The following is a 22,729-nucleotide window of genomic DNA, read 5'->3' as shown; positions in this document are numbered from 1 at the left end:
ATCACAGGATACAGTTGTCGTACCTGTCGTTCACGCTGCGTGGAGTGACGGACGACTTGCTTCTACTGTTCAGGACATCGACAAACTGATGGGTGTGGCTTGCTCCACTCATCGCCGCAGCAATATCCTACAGCACATCTGGCCAGTCACGATTGTCCTCAACAGAGCGCACTCGAGGCGGGATTTGAACCGGAGCCAGACGTGCTCGCTCACGTTGTTCGCTGTGCACGACTGGCAGGGTTCAAATCCTAGTACTGCCGCTCTTCGATTGAGTGTGTTCGCGACACCGCTACGCGGGTCGCTCATGGATTAGAAATCGAAGAAGCGCCCGAGGCGGGATTTGAACCACGGTCGCAGCAAGCTGCTCCCTGATTCAAATCCCTATTGCCGTGTTCTCGAACACAGGATACTCGCAACACAGCACGCTGATTGCTCGTGAGAGTTGAGTTCGAGAAAACGCCCGAGGCGGGATTTGAACCGGAGCCAGACGTGCTCGCTCACGTTGTTCGCTGTGCGCGACTGGCAGGGTTCAAATCCCAGTACTGTCGTTCTTCGATGTAGTTTGTTCGCGACACAGCTACGCTGGTCGCTCACGGATTGGATATCGAAGAAACGCCCGAGGCGGGATTTGAACCCGCGTCACGACCGTGACAGGGTCGTATGATGGGCCACTACACCACCCGGGCTTGCAATGCTTCCTTTCCCGGTCGGAGTATTAAGGCTTTCCAATCGGGACTGCCTTGGTACGGGGAATCGCCACACAATCCTGCCTCCTTCTGCCAAATCGTGGTGGTGATTGACACGACCCACAAGGGATTTAACTGAGAATCGGCTACTCACACTCGTGATCGTTCACACCGGTCAGGTCCGCCCGGCCGGATAGCGACGCTTCTGAGCCGAGTTAGTAACCGTTAAATGCCTGCCGCCGCTACCTCGCTGTAGTATCTCGTGACAGCCGCTTCTCTCCCAATAGCGCACACGCACATCACTGACCCCAACCAGACCAATACATGGTAGACGTAAGCCAACACGAACTCGTGCCAGACCACTCCGTCCTCGAGGAAGACGCACTCGAGGAGGTGCTCGACGAGTACGACATCGACCGTACCGATCTGCCAAAAATCAAACGCAACGACCCCGCGCTGCCGGACGATGCGGCGGTCGGCGACGTCATCAAAATCGTCCGAAACTCACGTACAACCGATCAGGCGGTCGTATACCGACTTGTGGTGGAATAAATGGCAATGGAACTCGACCGAGACAAACGACGGGACATTTCGCGCGAATACTTCTCGAGAGAACGGCTCGCAGAACATCACTACCGCTCCTTCAACGCCTTCCTTAACCGGGGAATGCAGGAGGTCGTCGACGAGAAGGCGACCATCGACACGGATATCGGTGACAAGGAAGGCGAGGAGCCAGTTCACGTCGAACTGGGCGACGTGCGCGTCGTCACGCCTCGCGTTCGCGAGGCAGACGGCTCCGAGGAACTGCTCTATCCGCAGGAAGCCCGACTCCGCAATATCACCTACTCTGCGCCGGTCTTCATGGAAATGTCCATCGTCAAGGGCGAAGAGGGCGACGAGCGCGTCGTCGACTCGACCGAGACGAAGATCGGCCGGATGCCGATCATGGTCGGCTCCGATAAGTGTAACATCGCCGGCTTCTCGGACGAAGAACTGATCGAGATCGGTGAGGACCCTGCCGACCCCGGTGGCTACTTCATCGTCAACGGCTCCGAGCGTGTGCTGATGACCAGTGAGGACCTCGCACCGAACAAGATCCTCGCGGAGTACGACACCAAGTACGGCGACGAGATTCAGGTCGCAAAGACCTTCTCTCAGCGCCGTGGCTACCGCGCGCTCGTCCTCTGTGAGCGAACCCGAAACGGGCTGCTTGAGGTATCCTTCCCCTCGGTCTCTGGCTCAATTAACTTCGTGACGCTCGTGCGCGCACTCGGCCTCGAATCGGACGAGGAGATCGTCCACAAGGTCTCGAACGACCCAGAGGTCGTCAAGTACATGCTCGAGAATCTGGAGGAAGCGGACGTCCAGACCGAAGAGGAGGCCATCGAGGCACTCGGAAAGCGCGTCGCCTCGGGTCAGGGCAAGAATTACCAGCTCAAGCGGGCCAACTACGTCATCGACCGATACCTCCTGCCACACCTCCACGAGGATGGTGTCGAGGAGGAAGACGTTCGGATCAACAAGGCTCACTACCTCTGTCGGATGGCCGAGGCCTGTTTCGAGCTCGCGCTCGGCCGGCGCGAGGCCGACGACAAGGACCACTACGCGAACAAGCGCCTCAAGGTGTCGGGCGACCTGATGAAGGACCTGTTCCGGACAGCGCTCAACAAGCTGGCACGTGACGTGAAGTATCAGCTCGAGCGCGCAAACATGCGTAACCGGAACCTTTCGGTTTCGACGGTCGTTCGCTCCGACGTGCTGACCGAGCGACTCGAGCACCCAATCGCGACGGGCAACTGGGTCGGTGGCCGCTCTGGGGTTTCCCAGCTGGTCGACCGTACCAACTTCATGGGCGTTCTCTCTCACCTTCGCCGACTGCGCAGTCCGCTCTCGCGCAGCCAGCCCCACTTCGAAGCGCGGGACCTACACGCCACGCAGTGGGGTCGTATCGGACCGTCGGAAACGCCTGAGGGACCAAACTGTGGTCTCGTGAAGAACTTCGCGCAGGCGATGGAGCTCTCCCAGAACATCGAAGATGAACAGGCGCTCAAGCGGGAACTGGCCTCGATGGGGGTCGAGGGCATTCCCGGACTCGAGGGCATCGAACGATCGACATCTACCGCAGACGACTGATCTACAATGAGCAGCCAACAACGAGAAGCCAAAGTATACGTCAACGGGTCGCTGGTGGGAACGCACCCCGATCCGCACGAGCTAGCCGAACAGATCCGCGAAGCACGACGCATCGGTGACGTCAGCGAGATGGTCAACGTCTCCGTCAAAGACCGCACTCGCGAAGTCATCGTCAACGCCGACGCAGGCCGCGCTCGCCGCCCGCTACTCGTCGTCGAGGACGGCGAGCCCCGCATCTCCCAGCAGGAGATCGAGGCGCTTCGCGACGGTGATCTCGAGTTCGAGGATCTCGTCGATCACGGCTACGTCGAGTTCATCGACGCCGAGGAGGAAGAGGACATCTACGTCGCCGTCGAGGAGGACGATCTGAACGAGGATCACACGCACCTCGAGATCGACCCGCAGCTGATCTTCTCGATCGGTTCGGGCATGATTCCGTACCCAGAACACAACGCCTCGCCGCGAATTACGATGGGTGCAGGGATGATCAAGCAGTCGCTGGGGCTGCCGTCGGCTAACTACCGGATCCGGCCGGACACGCGCCAGCACCTGCTTCACTATCCGCAGCTCTCGATGGTCAAGACCCAGACCACGGAGCAGATTGGCTACGACGACCGTCCAGCCGCACAGAACTTCGTCGTCGCCGTGATGAGCTACGAGGGGTTCAACATCGAGGACGCGCTCGTCATGAACAAGGCGTCCATCGAGCGCGCACTTGCTCGCTCGCACTTCTTCCGTACCTACGAGGGCGAGGAGCGACGGTATCCGGGCGGCCAGGAAGACCGCTTCGAGATTCCGTCCCAGGATGTCCGCGGTGCCCGCGGTGAGGAAGCCTACGCGCATCTGGACGAGGACGGCCTCGTCAACCCCGAGACGGAGGTCGACGAGAACTCCGTCCTGCTTGGCAAGACGAGTCCACCGCGATTCCTCGAGGAGCCAGATGATATGGGTGGTCTTTCGCCGCAGAAGCGCCGTGAGACCTCGGTCACGATGCGCTCGGGAGAGAGCGGCGTCGTCGACACGATCACGCTCATGGAGGGCGAGGACGGCTCGAAGCTCTCGAAGGTCTCCGTGCGCGACGAACGGATTCCGGAACTCGGCGACAAGTTCGCGTCCCGGCACGGACAGAAGGGTGTTCTTGGCCACCTCGCACCCCAGGAGGACATGCCGTTCACCGAGAACGGTGTCGTCCCCGACCTCGTGCTCAACCCCCACGCGCTGCCATCGCGCATGACCGTCGGACACATTCTCGAGATGATCGGCGGCAAGCTCGGTGCAATGGAAGGCCGTCGCGTCGACGGAACGCCGTTCCTCGGCGAGGACGAGTCCGCACTGCGTGATGGGCTCGAAGAGGCCGGCTTTGACTCCGCGGGCAAGGAGACGATGTACTCTGGCGTCACGGGAGAGAAAATTGAGGCCGAGATCTTCGTTGGGATCATTTTCTACCAGAAGCTCTACCACATGGTCTCGAACAAACTGCACGCCCGTTCGCGCGGGCCAGTGCAGGTCCTTACCCGCCAGCCGACCGAGGGTCGTGCCCGTGAAGGTGGACTACGTATCGGGGAGATGGAGCGCGACGTCTTCATCGGTCACGGTGCTGCGATGACGCTCAAGGAACGACTGCTCGATGAGTCCGACCGCGAGTTCATCAACGTCTGTGGCCAGTGTGGCATGAGTGCAGTCGAGAACGTCGAACAACGACGCGTCTACTGTCCGAACTGTGAGGAGGAAACCGACATCCACGAAATCGAGATGAGCTACGCGTTCAAGCTCCTCCTGGACGAGATGAAGGCACTGGGTATCGCGCCACGACTGGAACTGGCAGACGCCGTTTAACATCACAATGCGAAACAGTACACCAAAAGACATCGGATCGATCAACTTCGGGCTCATGGAGCCCGAAGAGTATCGGGAGATGAGCGCGACGAAAATCATCACCGCCGACACCTACGACGACGACGGCTTCCCCATCGACATGGGGCTGATGGACCCGCGTCTCGGCGTGATCGACCCCGGACTCGAGTGCAAGACCTGTGGGAAGCATTCAGGTTCCTGTAACGGTCACTTCGGTCACATCGAACTCGCCGCACCTGTCATCCACGTCGGCTTTACGAAGCTTATCCGCCGACTGCTGCGTGGCACCTGCCGTGAGTGTTCGCGCCTGCTGCTGGTCGAAGACGAGCGCGAGGAGTTCCAGGACCAGATCGAGGAGTCCCGGAAACTCGGTCGTGACCTGAACGACGTGACGAAGGCGGCAATTCGGCAGGCCCGAAAGAAGGATCGATGTCCACACTGTGGCGAGGTCCAGTACGATATCGACCACGAGAAGCCGACGACCTACTACGAGGTGCAGCAGGTCCTGACCAGCGAGTACTCCCAGCGTATCGCCGGCGCGATGCAGGGCGACGAGGAAGCTGGTATCGAGCGGACCTCGCCGGACGAACTCGCTGCGGAGACGGAGATCGACCTCACCCGGATCAACGAGATTCTCTCGGGATCGTTCCGTCCGCGTGAGAGTCAGCGCGAGGCCATCGAGAAGGCACTCGACATCGACCTTACCGAGGAGGACACGAACAAGCTGATGCCCTCGGACATCCGGGACTGGTTCGAGAATATTCCGGACGAGGACATCGAAGTGCTCGGCATCGATGCCGACCGCTCGCGGCCGGAGTGGATGATCCTTACCGTTCTCCCCGTTCCGCCGGTCACTGCGCGGCCGTCGATTACGCTCGACAACGGCCAGCGATCCGAGGACGACCTTACGCACAAACTGGTCGACATCATCCGGATCAACCAGCGGTTCATGGAGAACCGTGAGGCCGGTGCCCCACAGCTGATCATCGAGGACCTCTGGGAACTGCTGCAGTACCACGTCACCACGTTCATGGACAACGAAATCTCGGGGACGCCGCCGGCCCGACACCGCTCCGGCCGGCCGCTCAAGACGCTCTCCCAGCGCCTGAAGGGCAAGGAGGGTCGCTTCCGAGGCTCCCTGTCCGGGAAGCGTGTCAACTTCTCTGCCCGTACCGTCATCTCGCCGGACCCGACCCTCTCGCTGAACGAGGTCGGTGTCCCAGACCGCGTCGCAAAGGAGATGACCCAGACGATGAACGTCACCGAGCGAAACGTCGAGGAGGCTCGACGCTACGTTTCGAACGGTCCCGAGGGCCACCCTGGCGCGAACTACGTCCGCCGACCCGACGGCCGCCGACTGAAGGTGACCGAGAAGAACTGCGAGGCGCTCGCAGAGAAGGTCGACGCCGGCTGGGAGGTTAACCGGCACATGGTCGACGGCGACATCGTCATCTTCAACCGCCAGCCGTCGCTCCACCGGATGTCGATCATGGCCCACGAGGTCGTGGTCATGCCGTACAAGACGTTCCGACTCAACACCGTCGTCTGTCCGCCGTACAACGCTGACTTCGACGGTGACGAGATGAACATGCACGCGCTGCAGAACGAGGAGGCCCGCGCCGAAGCGCGCGTCCTCATGCGTGTCCAGGAACAGATTCTCTCCCCACGGTTCGGTGAGAACATCATCGGGGCAATTCAGGACCACATCAGTGGGATGTACCTCTTGACCCACGACAACCCACGGTTCAACGAAACGCAGGCGCTCGACCTACTGCGTGCAACTCGGATCGACGAACTGCCAGAGCCAAGTGGTATCAACGATGAGGGTGAGCCGTTCTGGACCGGGTACGACGTCTTCTCCGAACTCCTGCCCGACGACCTGAATCTCGAGTTCACGGGCACTATCGGCGAGCCTGTCGTCATCGAAGACGGCCAGCTCATTGAGGGAACCATTGCCGAGGACGAAGTCGGCGAATTCGGCGGCGAGATCGTCGACACAATCACGAAGATCTACGGCAACACCCGCTCGCGGATCTTCATCAACGAGGTCTCGACGCTCGCGATGCGCGCGATCATGCACTTCGGGTTCTCGATCGGGATCGACGACGAAACCATCCCAGGAGAAGCACAGTCCCGAATCGACGAGACGATCGAGGACGCGAACGACCGCGTCGAGGAACTCATCGAGGCCTACGAGAACAACGAACTCGAGTCCCTTCCGGGCCGGACGCTCGACGAGACACTCGAGATGAAGATCATGCAGACGCTCTCGCGTGCGCGTGACAACGCCGGTAACATTGCGGACGAGCACTTCGACAACGAGAATCCGGCGGTCGTCATGGCCAACTCCGGTGCGCGTGGATCGATGCTCAACCTGACCCAGATGGCCGGTGCGGTTGGTCAGCAGGCAGTTCGTGGCGAGCGAATCAACCGCGGCTACGAGGACCGCACGCTCAGCCACTACAAGCCGAACGACCTCTCGGCGGAGGCTCACGGGTTCGTGGAGAACTCTTATACGTCGGGGCTGACCCCGCGGGAGTTCTTCTTCCACGCGATGGGTGGCCGCGAGGGGCTGGTCGACACGGCAGTCCGGACCTCGAAGTCCGGCTACCTGCAGCGCCGACTGATCAACGCACTCTCGGAACTCGAAGCGCAGTACGACGGCACTGTCCGAGACACCTCGGATACGATCGTCCAGTTCGAGTTCGGCGAGGACGGCACCTCGCCGGTGAAGGTTTCCTCGGGTGACGACAACGACATCGACGTCGAGCAGATCGCAGACCGCGTGCTCGACTCGGAGTTCGCCTCCGAGGCCGAGAAGGAGGAGTTCCTCGGCACGAAACGACAGCCGACGAACCTCTCCGAGCACGCTGACACTCGCTTTGTCGAGGAGACAGAGGAGGTGACCTCCGATGACTGAGGTCGACTACGCCGTCGACGACGACATGATCGCCGTTGTCGAGGACACCGACCTGCCGCGTCGGCTCAAGGACAACGTCTACGAGACGCTCGAAGATCGCGGCGACGCGACCGTCGAGGATGCAGACGAACTCGCGAAAGCGGTCGAAGCACGCTACGTCGACACGCGCGTTGAGCCGCTCGATCCCGTCGGTACCGTTTCGGCACAGTCGATTGGGGAGCCAGGAACGCAGCTGACGATGAACACGTTCCACTACGCAGGGGTCGCAGAGATCGACGTGACCCAGGGGCTGCCACGACTGATCGAACTCGTCGACGCCCGGAAGACGCCGGACACGCCGATGATGACGGTCTATCTCGAAGACGAGTTCGCAACTGAGCGCGAGCGCGCTCACGAGGTCGTCTGGAACATCGAGGCGACGAAAATCCTCGCGCTGGGTGACGTTTCGACGAACGTCGCAGACATGCGCGTCCAGATCTCGCTCAACCAGGATACCCTCGAAGAGCGCATGATCACGCCCGAGGAGGTCGCCGAGATCATCGAGGACAACCTCGGCGTGAGCACGGTTCAAGACGGTACCAACATCCAGTTCGGGCCAGAAGAGCCGTCGTATCGAGACCTGCTCCAGCTCGTCGAGGAACTGCGCGAGATTACGTTCAAGGGGATCGAAGAGGTCTCTCGCGTCGTCATCCGCCGCGAGGAGATGGACGACGGCGACGAGCAGTTCGTCCTCTACACCGAAGGGTCGGCGTTCGGCGACGTCCTCGAGATCGAGGGCGTCGACGCCTCCCGGACGACGTGTAACAACATCCACGAGATTCACCGCAACCTCGGTATCGAGGCCGCCCGCGAGGCCATCATCGAGGAGACGAATAACACGCTTGCAGAGCAGGGGCTTGACGACGTGAACGTGCGCCACCTGATGTTGGTCTCGGACATGATGACCAACCGCGGCGAAATTGAGTCGATCGGCCGCCACGGTATTTCGGGCTCGAAGGACTCGGTCCTCGCACGCGCAGCATTCGAGGTGACGGTCAACCACCTGCTGAACGCGGCGATCCACGGCGAGATCGACGAACTCGACGGCGTCACCGAGAACGTCATCGTCGGCAAACCGATCAAGCTCGGAACCGGAGACGTCGACCTCCGGATGGGATCGGTTAGCCCCGAAAGCGGCGGTCAGGCAGACTAATCAATGGCGGTTACCCTCGACGACGACGCGCGTCAGTACCTCGCGACGTTCGAGGAGGTGACGGGTGCGACCGGCATCGACTGCGTCCCTGAAGAGCGCGACGAGCGTGACACGTCTAGCGGCGCGAGTGCGGGCACGGACGCAGCCCACTCCAGCGGCGTCGAGCACGACGGTGGCAACGAAAACACGACTGCGACCGGTGATGTGGAGTCACGTCACTCCGATCGGTTGGTTATCGTCGTCGAACGCGGACAGATGGGCGAAGCAATTGGCCCCGAGGGACAGACGATTCAGCAACTGGAAGATCGTCTCGGACGGTCGATCCGTCTCGTCGAGAACGCTGACGATCCTGAGTCATTCGTCGCAAACGCGTTTGCCCCTGCTGCGGTCTACAATGTCACGATCAGCGAAAACGACGACACCGTCGCCTACGTTGAGGTTGCAGACGCCGACCGCGGTATCGCGATTGGCTCGGGCGGACGGACCATCGAAACCGCACGGACGCTAGCTGCTCGTCACTTCGAGATCGACGACATTCAGCTCATATAGCGTCTGTTCTCCCCCGTCACGAATTATTCTCTCGACCCCGCCGTTGGTTTGAGTCGCTGTGTGGGTTCTGATTTCTTTACCCCTAGCGGATGGATTACTCTCGGTTCCTCGGCACTCCCCATTTCGATATCTTGTTGCCGCTCCTATATTTCATCGGTATAGTATCTTATTTGAACACCGTCATTGACTATGAAACCATTTCCAATGGTTTTTGCTAAGAATGTCATAACCAAAATGATAAGCAGGTGCTATGCAACAGTGTTCATATGACGAGTACCAGCGAACACGCTCTCGAAGAAAACGACGTAGCCAATCTCGATATTGCACCGGAAGCCGGTTGGAACGCCCTCTATCTCGACGGGGAATGGGTACCGGCCGGTGACCGGGACCTGATCGACGTCGAAAATCCCGCGACGCGAACGACCGTGACATCTGTCCCCTCGAGTACCGAGGACGATGTCGACGAGGCGTACGCCATTGCGGACGATGCCCAGGCGGCGTGGGCGGAACGACCGCCCCAGGAACGGGCGGCAATCGTCACCGAGGCCTGTGAACTGCTGGGCGAGTACGCAGACGACCTCGCGACGCTGTTCGCGGTCGAGTGTGGTGGCGTCCAGCTGAAAACCGACTTCGAACTCCAGCTCGCACAGGGCACGATGAAAGTCGGTGCCGGGTTGGCGATGCGCGACGGTGGCCGCCGCAAAGACTCGGTGACGCCGGGCAAGGAAAACCTGCTCGTGCGTGAACCAGCGGGCGTCGTCGGCGTCATCACACCGTGGAACTTTCCATTGTACCTCTCCAGTCGCGTCGTCGCGCCGGCTATCGCACTCGGCAACAGCGTCGTCTTGAAACCCGACGAGCACACACCCATCATGGGCGGGCTCGTCCTCGCGAAGGTCTTCGAGGAGGCCGGCCTTCCTGACGGTGTTCTGAACGTTGTTCCCGGCTACGGCCACGAGATGGGCGACCACTTCTCGAGTCACTCGGTCCCGTCGGTGATGTCGTTTACTGGCTCTTCGGAGGTCGGCCGCGGCGTCGGCCAGCGCGCCGTCGGCTCCTATACGGAGCCAGCACTGGAACTGGGCGGCAACAACGCCCACATCGTCCTGTCGGATGCCGACCTCGAGCGTGCGACTGACGCCGGCGCGTTCGGCTCGTTCACCCATCAGGGCCAGGAGTGTATCTCGATCAACCGCCACCTGGTCCACGAGTCGCTCTACGACGAGTACGTTGCCGGACTGGCCGACCGCGCTACACAGCTCCCGATCGGTGACCCACGCGAGGAGGGGACGCTCGTGGGACCTGTCATCAACGAGAGTCAGCGTGACAAAATCGTCGGCTACGTCAACGAGTCGGTCGAACGCGGCGCAACAGTCGAAGCCGGCGGCAGTCACGACGGCCTGTTCATCGAGCCGACGGTGCTCTCGGGCGTCACGTCCGACATGCCGATCGTCGCCAACGAACACTTCGGACCGATTGCACCCGTCATTCCGTTCGAGACCGACGAAGAGGCGATCCGGATCGCCAACGGGACCGAGTACGGCCTGTCGGGCTCGATCCACTCGAGTGATGTTGCTCGTGCGCGCGACGTAGCCGATGCACTGGAGACAGGGATGGTTCACATCAACGATCAGACGTTGAACGACGAGCCACACGTCGCGTTTGGCGGCGTCGGTGCGTCGGGGATGGGACGATACAACGACGAGTGGATTATGGACACCCTGACGACGCTGAAGTGGATCTCGATCCAGCGCGAACCGCGGGAGTATCCGTACTAATCCGTTCGACGCCGGTATGGTGTCCGGAGACGAGAACAGTGCAGTGTTCCAGTGTCGTATCGGAGACGGGAACACCGTCAAACGCCGTTGGAACGAGCCTCGGTCGGGGTGACCTGTTCTCGTCCCGTGCCCGTGTTCGCGCCCACAAAAATTGTGCTGACTCCGTTAGATCCAGTCGACGTGATACTTACAGCGTTGTCCACCATCTGATCGGCACTGGTCGCCGATTTCTTCGACCGTGACGTAGCTGTCAGAGAACTTCTTTGCGACACCCTTGATCAGTCCCTTGTCGAACTCACACGGGTACGGCGTCTCGCAGATCATCACGCCCTCGTTGTCCCCCTCTTGTTGGAACTCGTAGGTGCCGATTTCGCTCCCGCGGTGGTTCTGTGTGTAGGCCTGGTTGATCCCCCGAAGCGCGTTCTCGGGTTCGGTGAGATCCGGTGGGAATTCGACGTGTTGCGGGACGTTTTGCCCCATATTTCGCATTCTGGTTTCGCCGTACTCATCACGCATATCGTACAGCATGGCGAGCGGGATTGCGAGCGAGTACCACTCCTCTGCCTCGATTTCTTCGAGACCGTACTCGGCGAGTTTGTGCGTAACCTGTTTGCCAACAAACGGCGAAATCGACTCGCCCGCAGCGACGTAGGACTGCGGACTGCGTCCGATGACTTCCGCGTCCTCGAGTGCCCCCTCGAATCCGATTCGTCCCTCTGTCGGCGGCAGTTCCTCGTCGTCCTCTTCGTCGTCACCGGATCCGACGAGTCGTTTCAGCCAGGAACCACTGATGAGTACTGTCGCAACTGTCGTCATATTGAGTGCAGAATATGAGCCATCGAACTAATAGCTTTGTATTACTGACACCGAATTTGGTATCACAGCGGAACTGATATTACGTAGCAACGTGAGTTATCGGCAGATACTTCTGATTTCTGTCATTCTGTCGGTCAATACTTCTCCCATTCTGTCCCGACTACCAAACACGACTGAGCCCGACCGAGCACAACCGAACGGGGACGACCGCCGATGACCCGTTCGGAACGCTCCGGTCAGCCGAGGCCCGTTAACCTGCGCTCACGCGATCTCGCGAGTTGGCGAAACGCGTTCAGATCCGACGAGCGGGGTACCTCGAGCGCTCTCGTGGCGTAACGCCGTCTCCAAACAGGGACGCTTAAGTGGTTCCGACGGATAGCGACGGGTACTATGGCAAACGGCAAATACGCCGCGCGCAAGCTCAAGAAGGACCGCCAGAACCAGCGGTGGTCCGACTCTGACTACGCGCGCCGCGCTCGTGGCCTTCGCGAGAAGTCTGACCCACTCGAGGGAGCACCACAGGCACGCGGTATCGTCCTCGAGAAGGTCGGTATCGAAGCAAAGCAGCCAAACTCGGCAATCCGAAAGTGCGTCCGAGTGCAGCTGATCAAGAACGGAAAGCAGGTCACCGCGTTCTGTCCCGGTGACGGTGCAATTTCGTTCATCGACGAGCACGACGAAGTCACCATCGCCGGTATCGGTGGGGCGAAGGGTCGTGCGATGGGTGACCTCTCGGGTGTCAACTACAAGGTTGACAAGGTCAACGGCGTCGCGCTGAAAGAACTCGTCCGCGGGAACGCGGAGAAACCGGTGCGATAATCATGGCTGCAGAAGATCAACCAGACCCAGACGCCCCAGCCGGCGGCGCAGACGTCGGCGCACAGCTCTTTGGCACGTGGGAGATCGACGAGATCGCCTACGAGGACCCATCGACCGAACGCTACATCTCGGTGACGCCGGTCGCACACACCGCCGGTCGCCACGCGAGCAAGCAGTTCCAGAAGTCCGAAATCTCCATCGTCGAGCGCTTCATCAACCGTCTGATGCAGACCGAGGACAACACGGGCAAGAAGCAGCAGACGCTCAACTTCGTCCGTGAGGCGTTCGAACTCATCCACGAGCGCACCGAGGAGAACCCGATTCAGATTCTCGTCACGGCTGTCGAAAACTCGGCACCGCGCGAGGAGACCGTCCGCCTGAAGTACGGTGGCATCTCCGTCCCGAAGGCCGTCGACGTCGCGCCACAGCGTCGCGTCGACCAGGCCCTGAAGTTCCTCGCCGAGGGCGTTCACAACGACTCGTTCAAGTCGTCCACGTCGGTTCCGGAGGCCATCGCCTCCCAGCTTACCGGCGCGGCGAACTACGACGTCCAGACCTACGCAGTCAGTCAGAAAGAAGAGAAAGAGCGCGTCGCGGCGGCTGCCCGCTAACGACTGTCGACCGTCGGTGTCGGTGTCGGTATTCACGGCTTGCCTTTCGACACCGAACGCCAGACTCGACCGTCGAACGACATCTTACTTCTCTCCGCTCGACCAACACCGACAGCCGCTGTACTCGACTGCCATCGACAACCGAACTCGAGTACCGACAGCGCCGATGCTGACCAGCGTCTCGGGTCCCCTCTCGGTCTCGAACGTGAGTGTTTCGTTACATAAATTCATATCAGCGAGCACTCAAGACCGTGCGCCAGCGACTGATGTGTGACGATGGTCCTCGCCGACTGGCTCCCCAATGCGACGATTCTGAAGTACTACGGGTATCAGGCAACCGACTCGGTCGGGTTCATCTGGCCGATTTTCACTCTTTTCTTGCTGTGGAACGATCTCACGTTTGCTCAGATTGGGCTGTTGAGCGCCATCTCGGCCGTTCTGGTCGTGTGTCTCGAAGTTCCAACGGGCTACGTCGCCGATCGACTTGGTCGCCGAAACGCTCTGGCGCTCGGCATGGTCGCGATGGCGTTGTCGATTATCGGGTTCGTCGTTGCCGACGCCTACTGGCAGTTCGTGGTCCTGTATACGCTGTGGGCAATCTCGATCGCGTTCCAGTCGGGCACAGCCGACGCCTGGTTGTACGACACGCTTGCGGCGGACCTCCGGAGCGGCGAATTCACCCGCGTTCGCGGGCGCGGCGGCGCAGTCTACGAGTACGCGTCGGCGATCACGATGATCATGGGTGGCCTCCTCTACGTCGTCCACCCGACGTATCCGTTCGTTGCGTCGGCAATTCTCCACGCCTGCGGGATCGTGATCGTTTACTCGATGCCCCAGAACGCGCAGTACAGCGGGGAGCGCCGTGCCGGTTCCGCCGATCGGACTACGGGGAACTCTGGGGACAACGATACACCCAACACCAACCACATCCACGACACCCCGCCGATCAGTATCCGCGAATCCCTCTCGATCCTCCGCAGCACACTCCTTGCACGGCCGCTTCGAGCCTTCGTCGTCTACGTCGCGCTGTTTTTCGCCGTCGTCAACGCGACCGACACCTATATCCAGCCGATCGCCGAGGACATTCTTGGCGGGGTACTCGAGTCCCCCATAGTCGCCGCGACTGGGGCGACACTCCCCGAGCCGGCGCTCATCGGGGTGTTGTACGCCTGTTTTGCCGTGGTTGGTGCGGTTGCAAGCGACAACGCAGCGAGGGTTCGGGCTCGGTTCGGGCTTCGGGCCGCGCTGATCTGGCTCCCGGTCGTCGTCGCGCTGGCACTCGTCGTGCCGGCATTCCTCCCGCTGCTTGCCATTCCCGTGTTCGTGCTCGTGAAGGGTGTGTACGCACTGTCGAAGCCGCTCGTCAACCAGTACATCAACGACCGCGCTACGGCGACCGGCCGGGCGACCGTGCTGAGTGCGACATCGATGGGGTACGCGTTCGTGCGTGCACCGCTGCAACCGCTGGCGGGTGGCGTCGCGGACATCGTTGGCCCGCTGGCAACCGTCGCGGGACTCGGCGGCGTGTTTTTGCTCGGCGGACTGGCGCTGCTAGTCGTCTCGCGGCCGGTGGTCGTCGGTGAGCAGGTGGTGACAACCGAGTAGTGTCGTGTGACGTGCTGTTGTGAGCGTGTACTCGAGTTCCCCGTTCTGTTTCAGTTCTTGCGAGTCGTCTATAGATCAGTCCGCAGCGGCCGAGTTGGACGTAACGTATGAGCGCGTGGCGTTGACGAGCGCTTTCCGGTACGTGCTCGCGTCGGTTTCCTGGCCGAGATCGCGGAAACGGCGGCGAAATGCCATCGTATCGACGGCGGGTGCGTCCATCGCGGCCGCGTGCGCGAGGTCGTAGAGTCGGTGACTCTCGTCCGGACCCACGAGGTCGTGGCGCTCTGCAAGCGCAAGCGCGAACGCGGCGTTGACGGCCGTAATATCTGGATCGGCGCTCGCAGAGAGCCGTTGCAGCCCCGAACGGGATGGTGTTTCCGGCCGGTCCGCGACCGCTGTCGCGAGGCTGGACTCGAGAAAGGAGAGGAGTTTTTCGCCGGGGCCGACCGAGAGGGTGATGTCGTCGGCGTAGATATCCTTCATGTGGTTCGCGATCTGGTAGCAGTGAGAGAGTTGTCGGCGCTCGACGGACTTGCCTGCCAGCGCGAGATAGAGTACTTCCTCGGTGGATTGGGTGTGTGATGGGTGGTCTTCCTCGTATCTTGCCATGTGGGCGAACTCGTGGAGGGCGAGTTCACGGGCCATCGCGCTAGAGGCGGCCTGTCGTGAGATGTTGAGGACGTGGCGGTCCTCGTAGTGGCCGGCCCAGGTTCGCTCGTCTGGGTCATCGCGCAGGCGCACGTAGACCGGAAGCGAAAGATCGTGCTCGGTTTCGAAGAGGTCCCGGGCGCTGAGAAATGGGGAGGTTGGGCCCGGTCCCTGAATACGAAGATCCATGTGCAAGAATAGCAAGGGCTGGGGCGGTATGTCTCTTACGCTGGTTCCTGCTTCGTGTAAACCGGCTGGATCACCGCTGTTACAGTCTCCTATCTTAGTGCATGTTATTAACTCACGCAAAATGGATATTCACCGTTACGGGCGGGGATATGCGTCGGATTCTGCCGGCGACGAAACACTACCCTTTTGACCCCGCTAGCGGTAATGAGGGGTATATGGGCCGACGCAAGAAGATCGTCCAAGAGTGTGAACGGTTGATGGACGAACCGGAGAACATCCGGAACATCGCCATCGCCGCTCACGTCGACCACGGAAAAACGACCCTTTCTGACAACCTCCTCGCGGGTGCAGGCATGATCTCCGACGAGACTGCCGGCGAGCAGCTCGCGATGGACACGGAGGAAGACGAGCAGGAACGTGGGATCACCATCGACGCAGCAAACGTTTCGATGACCCACGAGTACGAGGACACCAACCACCTCATCAACCTCATCGACACACCAGGCCACGTCGACTTCGGTGGCGACGTGACCCGTGCGATGCGTGCCGTCGACGGTGCGCTCGTCGTCGTCGACGCTGTCGAGGGTGCCATGCCTCAGACCGAAACGGTCCTGCGCCAGGCACTCCGCGAGGGCGTCAAGCCGACCCTGTTTATCAACAAGGTCGACCGCCTGATCTCCGAACTGCAGGAAGGTCCCGAGGAGATGCAGCAGCGACTCGTCTCGGTCATCGGCGACGTCAACGAACTCATCCGCGGCATGACCGAGGATATGGACGACGTCGACGACTGGACCGTCTCCGTCGAAGACGGCACCGTCGGCTTCGGGTCTGCCCTCTACAAGTGGGGCGTCTCGATGCCGTCGATGCAGCGCACCGGCATGGACTTCGGCGACATCATGGAACTCGAGCGCAACGACGAGCGCCAGGAGCTCCACGACCGGACGCCGCTGTCGGACGTCGTGCTCGACATGGTCTGTGAGCACTTCCCGAACCCAGTCGACGCACAGCCACGCCGTGTTCCGCGTATCTGGCGCGGTGACGACGAGTCCGAACTCGCAGAGGGCATGCGCCTCGTCGACGAGTCCGGCGAAGTCGTCTTCATGGTCACCGACATCGGAATGGACCCACACGCCGGCGAAATCGCCTCCGGTCGTGTCTTCTCGGGCTCCCTCGAGAAGGGTCAGGAGCTGTACGTCTCCGGAACCGCGGGCAAGAACCGCGTCCAGTCCGTCGGGATCTACATGGGTGGCGAGCGCGAGGAAGTCGAAAACGTTCCTGCGGGGAACATCGCTGCCGTCACCGGTCTGCGCGACGCCATCGCCGGTTCGACCGTCTCTTCGATCGAGATGACGCCGTTCGAGTCCATCGAGCACATCTCTGAGCCCGTCATCACGAAGTCCGTCGAGGCACAGAACATGGACGACCTGCCAAAGCTCATCGAGACGCTGCGCCAGGTCTCCAAGGAGGACCCGACGATCCAGATTACCATTAACGAGGACACCGGTGAACACCTGATCTCCGGACAGGGTGAGCTCCACCTCGAGGTCATCACCCAGCGTATCGAGAAGAACCAGGGCATTCCGGTCATCACTGGTGAACCGATCGTCGTCTACCGCGAGCAGCCACAGCAGGCAAGCCCGGAAGTCGAGGGTATTTCGCCAAACCGTCACAACCGTTTCTACATCTCCATCGAACCGATGACGGACGACCTTGTCGAGACCATCCAGCTCGGCGAGGCATCGATGGACATGCCAGAGCAGGAACGCCGTGAAGCCCTGCAGGACGCCGGCATGGAGAAGGATGCATCCCAGAACGTCGAGCACATCCACGGGACCAACATCCTCATCGACGACACGAAGGGTATCCAGCACCTGAACGAGACGATGGAGCTCGTCATCGAAGGATTCGAGGACGCTCTCGACAACGGCCCGCTCGCAAACGAGCCGGTCCAGGGGACGCTCATCCGCCTGCACGACGCACGGCTCCACGAGGACACCATCCACCGTGGTCCGGCACAGGTTATCCCTGCAACCCGTAACGCGCTTCACAACGCTCTGATCCACGGCAAGATCAAGCTGCTCGAGCCGATGCAGGACGCCCGTATCGACGTGCCAAACGACCACATGGGTGCCGCCTCCGGCGAGATCCAGGGTCGTCGTGGCCGCGTCGACGACATGTACCAGGAAGGTGACCTCATGGTCGTCGAGGGTATCGCACCTGTTGGCGAGATGATCGGCTTCGCGAGCGACATCCGCTCCGCGACCGAGGGTCGTGCCTCCTGGAACACGGAGAACGCTGGCTTCGAGGTCATGTCCGACTCGCTCCAGCGTGAGAAGATCATGGAGATCCGCGAGCGCAAGGGCATGAAGCTCGAACTGCCGGAAGCGATCGACTACCTCTAAGACCGGTCCGGGGCTTCCCCCGCAGTCGATTGGCGTTCATTTTTCGGTCGACGACTATGATACGGTGAGCTGCTGCGCTGTCCTGTGCGCTGTTGCAACCTCGTCTGAGCTGTTGTGCTGCACCGACGATTCCGCTCAGTTACCGCTCATCCCAAGTGGTCTCTGTGATTGACCGAACGCATCGGACAACTGGAACATATGACGGGCGTCAGTCGATGTCTGCGCTTTTGCCGTTGCCGTTTTCAGCTCGGACGGTCGACTCGAGTACCATCCCCGTCAGGCAGTCAGCACTTTCGCGAAGAAGGGGACCATCGTACAGAGTGCGAGCAACGCGAACCACCACGGCGAGAGAACGATGATCATAGTGGCGAACCCGAGGCCGACGATTGAGGCAAGGAGTTTCTGTCTGAAGTCGATATACATACTCGAGTTGTGTCGTGTTTCGTCGTGTTTCGTCGTGTTACTTGATACGATACGACACGACTCCGTGTCTGTGGCCGCTTACTCTCGCTCACCCGACCCAAGCGCGCTCTCGCCGACCTTCTCGTGGCCCTCGATAACCTCCTGGCCACCCATGTACGGCTGCAGCGCCTCGGGCACCGTGACAGTGCCGTCCTCGTTCTGGTAGTACTCGAGTAGGGCCACCATCACTCGTGGCAGTGCGAGCCCGGAGGCGTTCAGCGTGTGGAGGTAGTCGGCCGATTCGTGGCGTTCTGGGCGGTAGCGCAGGCCGGCGCGGCGGGCCTGGAAGGCTTCGAAGTTCGAGGCCGAGGAGACCTCAAGCCAGCGGCCACCTTCGTCGGGGCCGTCGTCCATGTCGTCTGCGGGAGCCCAGATCTCGATGTCGTAGGTCTTGGCTGAGGCGAAGGTGAGGTCGCCGGTGCAGAGTTCGAGGATGCGGTAGGGGAGGCCGAGTTGCTGGAGTACCTCCTCGGCTTCCGAGAGCAGACCTTCGAGGCGGTCGTAGCTGTTCTCGGGTTCGACGAAGTTGACGAGTTCGACCTTGTTGAACTGGTGGACGCGGACGATGCCGCGAGTCTCAGTGCCGTGCTCGCCGGCTTCGCGCCGGAAGTTCGGGGTGTACGCCTGGTGTTTGAGCGGGAGGTCGTCTTTGAGGAGGATGTCGTCGGCGTACATGTTGGTGACCGGTACTTCGGCAGTGGGACAGAGCCAGAGGTCCTCGTCCTCGTATTCCTCTTCGTTGCTGCCGCCGAGTCGGTAGGCGTCGTCGGCGAACTTCGGGAGCTGGCCGGTGCCGCGCATCGATTTGCTGTTGACCGGCACCGGCGGCAAGAGGTCCACGTAGTCCTGTTCGCGGTGGACATCGAGCATGAACTGGATCAGCGCGTGCTCTAACCGTGCACCGTCGCCCTTGAGGAAGTAAAAGCCCGAACCCGTGGTCTTCGCGCCGCGAGCCTCGTCGATGATGTCGAGGTCTTCGCCGAGGTCGTAGTGGGGGACAACCTCGTCGGGAAGGGCACGCATGTCGTCGAAGCCCCAGCGCCGGTCCTCGACGTTGTCGCCCTCGTCCTCGCCGACGGGAACGCTCTCGTCGGGAAGCTGTGGGATTTCGAGCAGTCGCTCGTCGAGTTCATCGCGGAGTTCGGTGGCCTCGGCTTCGACGTCCTCGATCTCGGCTTTGAGTTCCTTTGACTCCGCGATGGCTTCCTTACGTTCCTCGTCCTTTCCGTCGGCCACGAGTTCGCCGATCGTGTCCGTAATCTCGTTTCGCTTGTGGCGGAGTTCGTCGCCGCGAGCTTTCAGTTCACGCCATCGCTCGTCCGTCTCGAGAAGGTCGTCGAGGTCGATGTCGGTGCCCCGGTTCTCGAGTGCCTCGCGAACGGCCTCGGGCTGTTCGCGAAGCGTCGTTTGATCGATCATTGCCCGTGGGTTCTTTGTGGCCGTCCAAAACCGTATCGGAAGGCGTCGTCGGTTGCGTCTGTCGCCGTGGTTGTTGTTCCCTGCCCGTTGGTTGCCGTCCGTCGTTTATTGTCCGCCGTTCGGAACGAACCCGTCCCACGCGGGAAACGTTTTTTTCGACGCGGCGGGTTTGTCGACGTATGGACCCGTTCGAGGGGGAAGCGGCGGTACCGATCGAGTACGAGCCACGGAGCGTCAAGGACGTCCTCGTCGAGATGAAGGACACAGCGGAGCTGCTGATCGACCTCTCGTACTCGGCGGTGCTCCACCGCAACGAGAACCTCGCGCGGGAGGTGCTCCGGCTCGAAGAGCGCATGGACGTACTCGAGTTACAGGCGCGCATGAGCCTCATGCTGGCCGTCCGGAATCCGGACGATGCAGAGCAACTTGCGCCGGTGCTCGGCATCGTTGCCGCGGCGGGAGATATCAGCGACGCGGCTGGCGATATCGCGAAGATCGTCCTGGAGGAGGTCGGTCTTCCAGAGGCGATGCGCGCGGCGTTGCCCGAGGCGACCGAGACGCTCGTCCGCGGTGTCGTCGCATCCGATTCGGAGTACGCCGGGCGCACGTTGGTCGATATCGACCTCGAATCCGTAACTGGTATCCGGGTGATCGCGCTCCGGCGCGGTGACGAGTGGCTGTTGAACCCCGGTCCGGAGACGCAGATCGAGCGCGATGACGTCGCGCTCTTGCGTGGCCCCGAACCGGCAGTCGATGGGGTCTACGAGACGCTAACTGGCGAGCCCTACGAGTCACCGGTGATCGATGCGGCAGATATTGAGGATCTGGAGCGAGCGGTCGACACGATCGTCCACATGAAGAACCTCTCGGAGCTCGCGGTCGACCTTGCCTACAGCAGCGTGCTGTTCGACAGCGAAGGGCTCGCAGAAGAGGTTCGCAACCTCGAGGTCGAGGTCGACGCGATGGAGTCGCGTTTCGAGGCGTGGACCCTTCGGGCCGCCGCGGATGCCGACGATCCGGTCGTGCTTCGCGGCCTGATCCAGCTCGGGAGCAGCACGGAGGTTATCAGCGACGCGGCAGTCGACATTAGCGAGGGTGTGCTGCGGGATCTGGAGGTGCATCCGGTCGTCCAGATGGCAGTCGAGGAAAGTGACGAGATCATCACCCGCGTCGTGGTCGAACCCGGGAGTAGACTCGACGGGGCGACCGTCGTCGGCGGTGTGCCAGACACGGAGTCGACGATGTCGATCATCGCGATTCGCCGTCCTGAAGAAGGCTGGTTGCTCGTCGGCGACACCGACACCGAACTCGAGGCGGGTGACGTGTTGATCTCGAAGGGGACGCGGACGGCGGCGGAGGCGTTCGACGATCTGTCACAGGAGCACGAGCGGACGCCGTAGCAACGCACCATGACGTTGACCTTCGTGTGGGGTAGAAGCCGATAACCAGCGCCGAGAGGCCGCCGGCGATTAAAAGCCGATAACCAGCGCCGAAACGCCGATGAAGATGATCATCCCGAAGACGTCGACGACGTTCGTGACGATCGGAATCGTCGTGTCGTCGGGGTCGATCCCCATCCTGTAAGAGGCGTACGTCGCCGCGAAACTGAAGACGATCGCGATAACCGCGACGGACAGCCCGCTCGTCAGCGAAATCACGAGCAACATCCACAGTGGTAATGCCCCACCGATGAGTTGTCCGAGTAGCCAGGCACCCACCGCAAGCGCGGTGAATACGCTGAATGCGAGGGCGAGAATCGCGAGGATGTTCGCCCAGAGCTCCCGGTCTCGGGGATCGAAATCTGTCATTCCCAGGTGGAATCGAGAGGTAAGCCGCGAACTCAGAATTGCACCGAGATTTCCGCCCATGTCGACCATCGTCGGGACCATCACCGCGAGCAGCCCGTACTCAGTGAGCATCTCCTCGGCGTCTTCGAGTGTGATCCCCGCTGCGAGGACGATAATCGAGAGGACGATCAACAGCGGGAACATGTTCCTGACGATGCTGCGCGTCTCCCACGAGCCGAGCGAGCCTTGGCCCTGCGGGACGACCATCAGACGATCACCTCGACGACGCCGATCGCGAACAGCAAGAAGAGCATCCCGAAGATGTCACCAAGGGTGGTCACGATCGGTCCGACGAGGTTGTCCGGATCGTAGCCGTACTTGTAGCCCGCGAAGATCAGCGCGAGCAGCCCGAAGATGAGGATAACCGAGGTCAACACGCCGGCGACGAGCATGATTCCGACGAGTTCGTACAGTGCAGCAGACTCCCAGCCGAGCACTTGCAGTGCCAGCCAGCTGACGACGCCGATGACGACCGAAATGCCGATGCCGTTGATAAACGATGCGATGACGGCGTTGACGAGTCGCTCGTCCCATTCGAACCGCGGTTCGATCAGTCCCTGGTGGAGCCCACTCGAGATGCGCCCGCCGAGAGCACCGTAGACGTTCCCTCGGGTTGCAAGAAAGACGGGGACCATCACGAGCAAACCGGGAAAGCGCTCGACGCTCTCGAGCATTCCCTCAAGGACGAGGCCAGCGAACAGGCCGCCCCCGAGCGCGATGAGGAGAATTGGCATCGCCTCACGATAGATCGACCAGATGTCGCCGCGAACGCTCATATCAGTTTATCACTCAGTCGTCT

The 22,729-nt window shown here is 61.1% G+C and carries 18 protein-coding genes and 1 tRNA gene; 12 read left to right on the top strand and 7 right to left on the bottom strand.

Features of this window, described 5'->3' with window-relative positions:
• Positions 1-613: 613 nt before the first annotated feature.
• Positions 614-686 (bottom strand) — tRNA-Asp (locus tag C482_RS01020).
• Positions 687-1,010: 324 nt separating this feature from the next.
• On the opposite strand from C482_RS01020, the gene C482_RS01015 reads away from it, so the two are divergent.
• The 7 genes from C482_RS01015 (at position 1,011) to C482_RS00985 (ending at position 11,112) form a co-directional block, all read left to right on the top strand.
• Entirely contained in the window at positions 1,011-1,238 is a 228-nt protein-coding gene (locus C482_RS01015; protein WP_004267310.1) for a DNA-directed RNA polymerase subunit H, read from the top strand.
• Positions 1,239-2,819 (top strand): DNA-directed RNA polymerase subunit B'', encoded by a 1,581-nt coding sequence (locus tag C482_RS01010; protein ID WP_006165483.1) that lies wholly within the window; start codon positions 1,239-1,241, stop codon positions 2,817-2,819. It begins immediately after the preceding gene.
• Between the two features lie 6 nt (positions 2,820-2,825).
• The gene (rpoB, locus tag C482_RS01005) at positions 2,826-4,655 is read left to right on the top strand and encodes a DNA-directed RNA polymerase subunit B (RefSeq protein ID WP_006165482.1); all 1,830 of its coding nucleotides are present in this window, start codon (positions 2,826-2,828) and stop codon (positions 4,653-4,655) included.
• Between the two features lie 7 nt (positions 4,656-4,662).
• The gene (locus C482_RS01000; protein WP_006165481.1) at positions 4,663-7,593 is read left to right on the top strand and encodes a DNA-directed RNA polymerase subunit A'; all 2,931 of its coding nucleotides are present in this window, start codon (positions 4,663-4,665) and stop codon (positions 7,591-7,593) included.
• Positions 7,586-8,785, top strand: a complete 1,200-nt coding sequence (gene rpoA2 / locus C482_RS00995) for a DNA-directed RNA polymerase subunit A'' (protein WP_006165480.1) — start codon at positions 7,586-7,588, stop codon at positions 8,783-8,785. Before C482_RS01000 ends, rpoA2 begins: the two co-directional genes overlap by 8 nt.
• A 3-nt stretch (positions 8,786-8,788) precedes the next feature.
• On the top strand, positions 8,789-9,334 hold the full coding sequence (locus tag C482_RS00990) for a NusA-like transcription termination signal-binding factor (RefSeq protein WP_006165479.1): 546 nt from the start codon (positions 8,789-8,791) through the stop codon (positions 9,332-9,334).
• A 266-nt stretch (positions 9,335-9,600) separates the two neighbouring features.
• On the top strand, positions 9,601-11,112 hold the full coding sequence (locus tag C482_RS00985; RefSeq protein ID WP_006165478.1) for an aldehyde dehydrogenase family protein: 1,512 nt from the start codon (positions 9,601-9,603) through the stop codon (positions 11,110-11,112).
• A gap of 165 nt (positions 11,113-11,277) precedes the next feature.
• Here C482_RS00985 and C482_RS00980 read toward each other — a convergent pair whose 3' ends face one another.
• The gene (locus C482_RS00980) at positions 11,278-11,928 is read right to left on the bottom strand and encodes a hypothetical protein (protein ID WP_006165477.1); all 651 of its coding nucleotides are present in this window, start codon (positions 11,926-11,928) and stop codon (positions 11,278-11,280) included.
• Between the two features lie 390 nt (positions 11,929-12,318).
• On the opposite strand from C482_RS00980, the gene C482_RS00975 reads away from it, so the two are divergent.
• The 3 genes from C482_RS00975 (at position 12,319) to C482_RS00965 (ending at position 14,963) form a co-directional block, all read left to right on the top strand.
• A complete protein-coding gene (locus tag C482_RS00975) occupies positions 12,319-12,747 on the top strand; it encodes a 30S ribosomal protein S12 (RefSeq protein WP_004267302.1) in 429 nt (142 codons plus the stop codon).
• Positions 12,748-12,749: 2 nt separating this feature from the next.
• Complete coding sequence (locus C482_RS00970; protein ID WP_006165476.1) at positions 12,750-13,358, top strand: 30S ribosomal protein S7; 609 nt, start codon at positions 12,750-12,752, stop codon at positions 13,356-13,358.
• A 276-nt stretch (positions 13,359-13,634) separates the two neighbouring features.
• On the top strand, positions 13,635-14,963 hold the full coding sequence (locus tag C482_RS00965; RefSeq protein ID WP_006165475.1) for an MFS transporter: 1,329 nt from the start codon (positions 13,635-13,637) through the stop codon (positions 14,961-14,963).
• Positions 14,964-15,038: 75 nt separating this feature from the next.
• On the opposite strand, the gene C482_RS00960 is transcribed toward C482_RS00965, so the two are convergent.
• Positions 15,039-15,800, bottom strand: a complete 762-nt coding sequence (locus tag C482_RS00960) for a DUF5781 family protein (RefSeq protein WP_006165474.1) — start codon at positions 15,798-15,800, stop codon at positions 15,039-15,041.
• A 215-nt stretch (positions 15,801-16,015) separates the two neighbouring features.
• Between C482_RS00960 and C482_RS00955 the strand changes: the two genes are divergently transcribed.
• Complete coding sequence (locus C482_RS00955) at positions 16,016-18,202, top strand: elongation factor EF-2 (RefSeq protein ID WP_006165473.1); 2,187 nt, start codon at positions 16,016-16,018, stop codon at positions 18,200-18,202.
• Positions 18,203-18,478: 276 nt separating this feature from the next.
• Here the strand turns inward: C482_RS00955 and C482_RS21680 are convergent, their stop codons facing one another.
• Both C482_RS21680 and serS read right to left on the bottom strand, forming a co-directional pair.
• Entirely contained in the window at positions 18,479-18,625 is a 147-nt protein-coding gene (locus tag C482_RS21680) for a hypothetical protein (protein ID WP_006165472.1), read from the bottom strand.
• A gap of 78 nt (positions 18,626-18,703) precedes the next feature.
• Complete coding sequence (serS, locus tag C482_RS00950; protein WP_006165471.1) at positions 18,704-20,083, bottom strand: serine--tRNA ligase; 1,380 nt, start codon at positions 20,081-20,083, stop codon at positions 18,704-18,706.
• Between the two features lie 179 nt (positions 20,084-20,262).
• Between serS and C482_RS00945 the strand changes: the two genes are divergently transcribed.
• On the top strand, positions 20,263-21,483 hold the full coding sequence (locus C482_RS00945) for a potassium channel family protein (RefSeq protein WP_006165470.1): 1,221 nt from the start codon (positions 20,263-20,265) through the stop codon (positions 21,481-21,483).
• 69 nt (positions 21,484-21,552) lie between these two features.
• Here the strand turns inward: C482_RS00945 and C482_RS00940 are convergent, their stop codons facing one another.
• Positions 21,553-22,137 (bottom strand): magnesium transporter, encoded by a 585-nt coding sequence (locus tag C482_RS00940; RefSeq protein WP_006165469.1) that lies wholly within the window; start codon positions 22,135-22,137, stop codon positions 21,553-21,555.
• A complete protein-coding gene (locus tag C482_RS00935) occupies positions 22,137-22,706 on the bottom strand; it encodes a magnesium transporter (RefSeq protein WP_006165468.1) in 570 nt (189 codons plus the stop codon). Before C482_RS00935 ends, C482_RS00940 begins: the two co-directional genes overlap by 1 nt.
• Positions 22,707-22,729: the final 23 nt, after the last annotated feature.

Source organism: Natrialba chahannaoensis JCM 10990, from assembly GCF_000337135.1.
GTDB classification, from domain to species: Archaea; Halobacteriota; Halobacteria; order Halobacteriales; family Natrialbaceae; genus Natrialba; species Natrialba chahannaoensis.
Note: the sequence above shows the minus strand (reverse complement) of the source record. Positions and strands in the feature narration are given on the sequence as shown.

Coding starts and splice junctions, on each gene's coding strand:
- C482_RS01015 (WP_004267310.1), top strand. CDS start 1,011: ATGGTAGACGTAAGCCAACACGAACTCGTGCCAGACCACTCCGTCCTC.
- C482_RS01010 (WP_006165483.1), top strand. CDS start 1,239: ATGGCAATGGAACTCGACCGAGACAAACGACGGGACATTTCGCGCGAA.
- rpoB (WP_006165482.1), top strand. CDS start 2,826: ATGAGCAGCCAACAACGAGAAGCCAAAGTATACGTCAACGGGTCGCTG.
- C482_RS01000 (WP_006165481.1), top strand. CDS start 4,663: ATGCGAAACAGTACACCAAAAGACATCGGATCGATCAACTTCGGGCTC.
- rpoA2 (WP_006165480.1), top strand. CDS start 7,586: ATGACTGAGGTCGACTACGCCGTCGACGACGACATGATCGCCGTTGTC.
- C482_RS00990 (WP_006165479.1), top strand. CDS start 8,789: ATGGCGGTTACCCTCGACGACGACGCGCGTCAGTACCTCGCGACGTTC.
- C482_RS00985 (WP_006165478.1), top strand. CDS start 9,601: ATGACGAGTACCAGCGAACACGCTCTCGAAGAAAACGACGTAGCCAAT.
- C482_RS00980 (WP_006165477.1), bottom strand. CDS start 11,928: ATGACGACAGTTGCGACAGTACTCATCAGTGGTTCCTGGCTGAAACGA.
- C482_RS00975 (WP_004267302.1), top strand. CDS start 12,319: ATGGCAAACGGCAAATACGCCGCGCGCAAGCTCAAGAAGGACCGCCAG.
- C482_RS00970 (WP_006165476.1), top strand. CDS start 12,750: ATGGCTGCAGAAGATCAACCAGACCCAGACGCCCCAGCCGGCGGCGCA.
- C482_RS00965 (WP_006165475.1), top strand. CDS start 13,635: ATGGTCCTCGCCGACTGGCTCCCCAATGCGACGATTCTGAAGTACTAC.
- C482_RS00960 (WP_006165474.1), bottom strand. CDS start 15,800: ATGGATCTTCGTATTCAGGGACCGGGCCCAACCTCCCCATTTCTCAGC.
- C482_RS00955 (WP_006165473.1), top strand. CDS start 16,016: ATGGGCCGACGCAAGAAGATCGTCCAAGAGTGTGAACGGTTGATGGAC.
- C482_RS21680 (WP_006165472.1), bottom strand. CDS start 18,625: ATGTATATCGACTTCAGACAGAAACTCCTTGCCTCAATCGTCGGCCTC.
- serS (WP_006165471.1), bottom strand. CDS start 20,083: ATGATCGATCAAACGACGCTTCGCGAACAGCCCGAGGCCGTTCGCGAG.
- C482_RS00945 (WP_006165470.1), top strand. CDS start 20,263: ATGGACCCGTTCGAGGGGGAAGCGGCGGTACCGATCGAGTACGAGCCA.
- C482_RS00940 (WP_006165469.1), bottom strand. CDS start 22,137: ATGGTCGTCCCGCAGGGCCAAGGCTCGCTCGGCTCGTGGGAGACGCGC.
- C482_RS00935 (WP_006165468.1), bottom strand. CDS start 22,706: ATGAGCGTTCGCGGCGACATCTGGTCGATCTATCGTGAGGCGATGCCA.